This is a genomic window from Streptomyces sp. NPDC006923, assembly GCF_040635655.1.
Taxonomy (GTDB): Bacteria; Actinomycetota; Actinomycetes; order Streptomycetales; family Streptomycetaceae; genus Streptomyces.
In genome coordinates this window covers 1-8,597 of sequence record NZ_JBEYIF010000036.1, presented here as the reverse complement: position 1 = coordinate 8,597, position 8,597 = coordinate 1, and the positions used below count along the sequence as shown (strand labels likewise).

General features: G+C 71.7%; 1 protein-coding gene. It reads left to right on the top strand.

The window, feature by feature from the left end; genetic code table 11:
- Positions 1 to 6: 6 nt before the first annotated feature.
- Positions 7 to 8,597, top strand: an 8,591-nt coding sequence (locus ABZ707_RS32565; protein ID WP_360182263.1) for a type I polyketide synthase, incomplete at its 3' end; no start/stop codon positions are given.

Below are 8,597 nucleotides of genomic sequence, written 5' to 3'. Positions count from 1 at the left end.
GCGTAAATGGTGAACGAGGAGAAGTACCTCGATTACCTCAAGCGGGCGACGACCGATCTGCGCGAGGCACGTCGGCGGCTGCGCGAGATGGAGGAGCGGGAACAGGAGCCCATCGCCATTGTGGCGATGAGCTGCCGCTATCCCGGCGGGGCGGGCAGCCCGGAGGAGCTGTGGGAGCTGGTGGCCCGGGGCGGCGACGCCGTCTCCGGCTATCCCGACGACCGCGGCTGGGACACCGACGTCCTCTTCGATCCCGACCCCGAGAGCGGCCACGAGGCATACGTCCGCGAAGGCGGATTCCTGCACGACGCGGCCGACTTCGACCCGGCGTTCTTCAAGATCTCACCGCGTGAGGCGCTGGCGATGGACCCCCAGCAGCGGCTGCTGCTGGAGATCTCCTGGGAGGCGTTCGAGCGCGCCGGCATCGACGCGACGACCCTGCGGGGCAGCAGGACCGGTGTCTTCGCCGGCGTGATGTACCACGACTACGCCTCACGCCTGTACTCCGTTCCCGACGGCGTCGAGGCGTTCCTCGGCAACGGCAGCTCCGGCAGTATCGCCTCCGGCCGCATCTCGTACACCTTCGGCTTCGAGGGACCTGCGGTCACCGTCGACACGGCGTGTTCGTCGTCGCTGGTGGCGCTGCACCTCGCGGCGCAGGCACTGCGGCAGGGCGAGTGCACCCTGGCCCTCGCGGGCGGTGTCACCGTCATGTCCACTCCCGGCACCTTCACCGAGTTCAGCAGGCAGCGCGGACTCGCCGTCGACGGCCGCTGCAAGTCGTTCGCTGCCGCCGCCGACGGCACCGGCTGGGGCGAGGGCGCGGGCATGCTCCTGCTGGAGCGGCTCTCCGACGCGCAGCGGAACGGCCATCGCGTACTGGCCCTCGTGCGGGGCTCCGCCGTCAACCAGGACGGCGCCAGCAGCGGTCTGACCGCACCCAACGGCCCCTCGCAGCAGCGAGTCATCCGCCAGGCCCTGGCCGGCGCCCGGCTCTCGCCCGGCCAGATCGACGTGGTCGAGGCGCACGGCACGGGCACCACCCTCGGCGACCCCATCGAGGCCCAGGCGCTGCTCGCCACCTACGGCAAGGACCGCCCCGAGGAGCAGGAGCCCCTGTGGCTCGGCTCCGTCAAGTCGAACATGGGCCACACCCAGGCCGCAGCCGGTGTGGCCGGCGTCATCAAGATGGTCATGGCGATGCGCCACGGTGTGCTGCCGCGCACCCTCCACGTGGACGAGCCGACTCCGAACGTCGACTGGAGCGCCGGCGCCGTCCGCCTGCTGACCGAGGCCCGGGACTGGCCGGACACCGGCCGGCCGCGCCGCGCCGCCGTCTCCTCCTTCGGCATCAGCGGCACCAACGCGCACACCATCCTGGAGCAGGCACCGGCCGGCGAACCGCTCCCCGGAACGGGGGACGCGGGACAGCCCGCCGACGCCGCGACAACCGGGCGCGGCTCCGCCGGGAACGAAACGGCGGACACCGCCGCGCCGCCGCTGTGGATCCTGTCGGGCAGGACCCCGGCCGCGCTGCGCGCGCAGGCGGCGCACCTGCACACCCGTGTGACGGCCGCGCCGGAGCTGGACACCACCGCCGTCGGCTACTCGCTCGCCGTGGGCCGCGCCGCCTTCGAACACCGCGCGGCCCTGGTGTCCGGGGACCGCGAGAGCCTGATCAGCGGCCTGTCCGCGCTGGCTCGGGACGAACCGGCGCCGGCACAGGTCCAGCTCGTCCAGGGCCGGGCGGCCGGCGGCAAACGCGCGTTCCTGTTCACGGGCCAGGGCAGCCAGCGCCACGGCATGGGCCGCGAGCTGTACGCGGCATACCCGGTGTTCGCCGAGGCCCTCGACGCGGTCTGCGCCGAGCTGGACGACAAGCTCGAACGGCCCCTGAAAGACGTGCTGTTCGGGGACGACGCCACACTTCTCGACCGTACGGGGTTCACCCAGCCCGCACTGTTCGCGATCGAGGTCGCGCTCTACCGCCTGCTCAACACATGGGGGCTGGAGCCGGACTTTGTGTCCGGGCACTCCATCGGTGAGATCGCGGCCGCGCATGTCGCCGGGGTGCTGTCGCTGGCCGACGCCTGCACACTGGTGGCGGCGCGCGCCCGGTTGATGGAGGCACTGCCCTCGGGCGGAGCGATGGTGGCGGTCCAGGCCACCGAGGCCGAGATACGGCCGCTGCTGACCGACCGAGCGGCTGTCGCAGCGGTCAACGGGCCTGCCTCGGTGGTGATTTCGGGCGACGAGGACGCGGTTCTCGCGATCGCCGAGCACCTCGGGGCCGAGGGCCGCAAGACCAAGCGGCTCACGGTCAGTCACGCGTTCCACTCACCGCACATGGACGGCATGCTCGACGCGTTCCGCCAGGTCGCGGCGGGACTCACCTACCACGCGCCGAAGATCCCGGTCGTCTCCAACCTCACCGGCGCCGTCGCCACCGCCGACGAGATCACCGACCCCGAGTTCTGGGTGCGTCATGTCCGCGAAGCCGTCCGCTTCCACGAAGGTGTCCTGACACTGGAGAGCCGTCACGTCACCACGTACGTCGAACTCGGCCCGGCCGGCGTACTCACCGCCATGGCACAGGACTGCCTTCCCGACAGCGACGCGGCATTCGTGCCGCTGCTGCGCCCCGACCGCCCCGAGACCGAGAGCCTCGCCGCCGCCGTCGCCGGGGCCCAGGTACGCGGTATGACTCCCGACTGGCACGCCGTTTTCGCCGGTACCCGGGCGGTCCAGGTGGACCTGCCCACCTATGCCTTCCAGCGCGAGACCTTCTGGCTCGACGCGGGCCGTCCCTACGGCGATGTCACCGCGGCGGGGCTGGGCGCTGCGGATCATCCGTTGCTGGGTGCCGCTGTGGCGTTGGCGGATTCCGATGGTTTTCTGTATACGGGGCGGTTGTCGCTGGAGACGCATCCGTGGCTGGCGGATCACGCGGTGATGGGTTCTGTGCTGTTGCCGGGCACGGCTTTTGTGGAGCTGGCGATCCGAGCGGGGGACCAGGTCGGCTGCGACCACCTGGAGGAACTCACCCTCGAAGCACCCCTGGTGCTGCCGGACGGCGGCGGTGTCCAGCTCCAGATCGCCGTCGGAGCGTTTGACGACACCGGCCGGCGTTCCCTCGCGGTCTACGGGCGGGACGAGGCAGCCGCACCGGACGCCCCATGGATCCGCCACGCGGGCGGCGTGCTGGCCGCGGGCTCGGGCACCCTCGCGCGGGACGACCTGAGGGCGTGGCCTCCGCCGGGCGCTGACGCTCTGCCGCTCGACGGACTGTACGAGGATCTGGCCGCTGCCGGCCTCGCGTACGGCCCGGTTTTCCAGGGCGTACGGGCCGCCTGGCGGCGCGGTGACGAGCTCTTCGCCGAGGTCGCGCTCCCCGAGGCGACCCGCGAGGAAGCGAACGGCTTCGGACTCCACCCCGCCCTGCTCGACGCGGCCCTGCACACCATCGGCAGGGGCTTCGCCGCGCCGGGTGACACGGAGGGCCCCCGGCTTCCCTTCTCCTGGACCGGTGTGTCCCTGCACGCGGTCGGTGCCTCCGCCCTGCGGATCCGGCTGACCAGGGCCGCGGGACCGGGCGGCGCGGTGTCGCTGACGGTCACCGACACCACCGGCAGCCCCGTCCTGTCCGTGGACGAACTGGCGCTGCGCGCCGTCTCCGCCGAGCAGATCAGCGGCGCCGCACGCCCCGGTGGCCCCCGCGACGCGCTGTTCCGCGTCGACTGGACCGCCCTCGCCACCGACTCCGCCGTGGCCCCCGTCGCTCCGGGTGCCTGGGCCGTCCTCGGCTCAGCGCCTCTTCCGCTCGCCTCCGGGGACCCCCGGTTCACCGCGTATGGGGATGTTGCGGGGTTGGTTGCGGCGGTGGAGTCGGGTGGTGTGGTGCCGGATGAGGTGGTGGTGTGGCTTGCTCCTGTGGGGGTGGGTGATGGTGGTGTGGTGGTGGAGGAGACGGCGGGTGTGTTGGGTTTGGTGCGGGCGTGGCTGGCTGAGGATGTGTTGGCTGGTTCGCGGTTGGTGGTGGTGACGCGGGGCGCGGTGGCGGTTGATGCGGGTGAGGGGGTGGCTGATCTGGGTCATGCGGCGGTTCGTGGTTTGGTGCGGTCGGCGCAGTCGGAGAATCCGGGCCGGTTCCTGCTGGTCGATGTGGATGATGCCGGTGAGTCGTCGGCAGCCCTGGCGGCGGCTGTGGCTTCGGATGAGCCGGAGGTGGCGATTCGGGGTGGTCGGGTTTTGGTGCCGCGTCTGGTGCGGGCGGGTGTGGGGTCGTCGTCGGAGGTGCCGGCTTTTGGTGCTGGTGGGACGGTGTTGGTGACGGGTGCGTCGGGTGTGTTGGGTGGTTTGGTGGCGCGGCATGTGGTGGCGGTGCACGGTGTGCGGCGTTTGGTGTTGGTGAGTCGTCGTGGTGGGGCGGCGGAGGGGGCTTCTGAGTTGGCGGGGGAGTTGGCTGGTCTGGGTGCTGTGGTGGAGTGGGTGGCGTGTGATGTGGCGGATCGGGAGGGTCTGGCGGGGGTGTTGGCGGGGATTCCGGAGGAGTTTCCGTTGACGGCGGTGGTGCATACGGCGGGTGTGCTGGATGACGGTGTGGTGGGTTCGTTGACGCCGGAGCGGCTGGAAGGGGTGTTGCGTCCGAAGGCGGTGGGGGCGTGGAATCTGCATGAGTTGACGTTGGGGATGGGTCTGTCGGCGTTTGTGTTGTTCTCGTCGGCGGCGGGTGTGTTCGGTGGTGCTGGGCAGGCGAATTACGCGGCTGCCAATGCGTATCTGGATGCGCTGGCGGAGCATCGTCGGGCGGGTGGTCTGGTGGCGACGTCCCTGGCCTGGGGCCTCTGGGCCGACGGCGGCATGGCGGACAGCCTGGACGCCGCCGATGTGGACCGCATGGGCCGCGCCGGCGTACAGGGCCTGTCCGCGGAGGAGGGCCTCGCGCTCTTCGACGCCGCCACGGCCATGGCGGAGCCGCTCCTTGTCCCGGTACGTCTCGACCTCGCCGCAATCCGCGCGCAGGCCGCCTCCGGCGCGGGTGTGCTGCCGCTCCTGCGCGGCCTGGTCCGCTTCCCGGTGCGACGCGCGGCCGACTCCGCCGGAACCACCGGCGTACTGGCCGCACGGCTCGCGGGCCTCGGCGGAGCGGACCAGGAACGCGTCCTGCTTGAGCTGGTGCGCGGCCAGGTCGCCGCTGTCCTCGGACATGGCTCCCCGGACGCCGTGGACCCGGAACGCGCCTTCAACGAACTGGGCTTCGACTCACTCACCGCCGTCGAACTGCGTAACCGGCTGGGCGCGGCGACCGGTATGCGACTGCCCGCCACCCTGGTCTTCGACTATCCGACCTCGCTCGTTCTCGCCCGGCATCTGCGGGACGAGTTCGCCGGCGGCGTGGACGCAGCGACGGCCGTACCGGTGTCCGGTACCGGCACCGGCGCGACCGGCAACGACCCCATCGCCATTGTGGGCCTCGGCTGCCGCTTCCCCGGCGGCGTACGCACCCCCGAGGACCTGTGGCGCCTTCTCGCCGCCGGTGACGACGCCATTTCCGGCTTCCCGTCCGACCGTGGCTGGGACCTCGACGGCCTCTACCACCCGGACCCGGACCACCCGGGCACCTCGTACACCCGCGAAGGCGGATTCCTGCACGACGCCGCCGAGTTCGACCCGGCCTTCTTCGGGATCTCACCGCGTGAGGCCACGGCCATGGACCCGCAGCAGCGACTGCTGCTGGAGACTTCCTGGGAGGCGATCGAACGCGCGGGCATCGACCCCACGACCCTGCGCGGCAGCCGTACCGGTGTCTTCGCCGGTGTCATGTATCACGACTACGCCTCGTTGCTGGAACGGCTGCCGGACGGCGGCGGCGAAGGCGCCCTCGGGTCCGGCAGCACCGGCAGCATCGCCTCGGGCCGGGTCGCGTACACCTTCGGTCTCGAAGGCCCCGCCGTCACCGTCGACACGGCCTGCTCGTCCTCGCTGGTCGCCCTGCACTGGGCCATCCAGGCGCTGCGCAGCGGCGAGTGCGAACTCGCCCTGGCCGGCGGTGTGACCGTCATGGCGACGCCCGGCACCTTTGTCGGCTTCAGCCGCCAGCGGGGACTCGCGGCGGACGGCCGGTGCAAGGCATTCTCCGCGGACGCCGACGGTACGGGCTGGTCGGAGGGCGCCGGCATGCTGCTGGTGGAACGCCTCTCGGACGCGCGGCGCAACGGGCACCCCGTGCTCGCCCTGGTGCGGGGCAGCGCGATCAACCAGGACGGCGCGTCCAACGGACTGACGGCGCCGAACGGCCCCTCCCAGCAGCGCGTCATCCGGCAGGCGCTGGCGAGCGCGGGTCTCTCGGCCGCCGAGGTCGACGTGGTGGAGGCACACGGTACGGGCACGACACTGGGTGACCCCATCGAGGCACAGGCGCTGCTCGCCACGTACGGCCAGGACCGCGACGGGAGCCGGCCGCTGTGGCTGGGGTCCGTCAAGTCGAACCTCGGTCATACGCAGGCGGCGGCAGGTGTGGCCGGCATCATCAAGATGGTCATGGCGATGCGGCACGGCGCACTGCCGCGCACCCTGCACGCCGACGAGCCCTCTCCGCACGTGGACTGGTCCATGGGCGCGGTCGAGCTGCTGACCGAGCAGATGGCATGGCCCGAGACGGGCCGCCCACGCCGGGCCGGCGTCTCGTCCTTCGGTATCAGCGGCACCAACGCGCACACGATCATCGAACAGGCACCGAACGACACCCCCGCGCCGCCGAGCATGCGGGAAACTGAGACTCCGGGTGCGGCGGAAGCGACCGTGACCAGGGCACCGGTGCCCTGGGTGCTGTCGGGGCGCAGCGCGGCGGCCCTGCGTGAGCAGGCCGAACAGCTCAAGGACCAGCTCACCCGGAGCCCGGAGTGGGACCCGGTCGACGTCGCCCACTCCCTGGCGACGGGCCGGACACGCTTCGACCACCGTGCGGTCGTGGCCGCCGGGGAGCGGGAAGATCTCCTGCGCGGGCTCGACGCACTGGCGGCCGACGGTACCGCCGCCGGTCTGGTCCGGGGCACCCGGACCGAGGCCGGACCCGCGGGCAAGCTGGCCTTCCTCTTCACGGGTCAGGGCAGCCAGCGGCCGGGCATGGGGCGCGAACTGTACGAGACCTTCCCGGTGTTCGCGGCCGCGCTGGACGCGGTGTGCGAGGAGCTGGACGGACACCTCGAACGGCCCCTGAAGGGCGTGCTGTTCGGTGACGAGAGCGAGAGCGGCGCGCTGGACCGCACCGCATTCACCCAGCCCGCGCTGTTCGCCGTCGAGGTCGCGCTCTTCCGCCTCGCCGAAGCGTGGGGCCTGGAGCCCGACTTCCTCTCCGGCCATTCGATCGGTGAGCTGTCCGCCGCGCACGCGGCGGGTGTGCTGTCGCTTGCCGACGCGTGTGCGCTGGTAGCGGCACGCGGCCGGCTGATGGAGGCACTGCCGGCCGGCGGAGCCATGGTGGCGCTGCGGGCTTCCGAGGACGAGGTACTGCCCCTGCTCGGTGACCGCGTGAGTATCGCCGCCGTCAACGGCCCGACTTCCGTGGTGATGTCGGGTGACGAAGGCGCGGTCGCGGTGATCACTGCGCACTTTGAGTCCGAGGGGCGCAAGACCAGCCGGCTGACGGTGAGCCACGCGTTCCACTCACCGCACATGGACGCGATGCTCGACGCGTTCCGTGAGGTCGCGAACCGGCTCAGCTACGCATCCCCGCGTATCCCCCTGGTCTCCAACCTGACCGGTGACCTGGTCCGGGCCGAGGAGATCACCGACCCCGAATTCTGGGTGCGGCATGTCCGTGAGGCCGTGCGTTTCCTCGACGGAGTGCGGGCGCTCGAAGCGCGAGGCGTCACCACCTTCGCCGAACTGGGCCCGGACGGTGTGCTGACCGCTCTGGCACAGGAATGCCTGACGGAGGACACGGGCGCCGTCCTCGTCCCTCTCCTGCGCAAAGACCGGCCCGAGCCGGACGCCCTGATCACGGCCCTCGCCCGGCTGCACGCAGAGCGAGTCCCGGTGGACTGGGAGGCGTTCTTCGCGGGGAGCGGCCCGCGCCGCGTGGACCTGCCGACGTACGCCTTCCAGCGCCGGCGCTACTGGCCCCGGGCCACGGGCGCGGTGGCCGGAGACACGGCGGGACTGGGACTGGCGGCCGTCGACCATCCGCTGGTCGGCGCGGCCGTGGCCCTCGCCGACGCGGACGGATGTCTGGTGACGGGCCGGCTCTCTCTCCAGACCCATCCCTGGCTCGCGGATCATATGGTTCTGGGTTCGGTGCTGTTGCCGGGTACTGCTTTTGTGGAGCTGGCGATTCGGGCCGGGAGCGAGGTGGGCTGTGACCACCTGGAGGAACTGACCCTCGAAACGCCGCTGGTACTGCCCGAGCGCGGAGCGGTCCAGCTCCAGATCGTGGTCGGCGCGGGGGACGGCTCCGGCCGCCGCCCGGTGACACTGCACTCCAGGCCGGAGGAGACGAACACCGACGCGCTGTGGGTGCGGCATGCGGTGGGTGTGTTGCGTGGTGGTGTGGTGGTGGGTTCGGTGGATGTGGGTGTGTGGCCGCCGGTGGGTGCGTC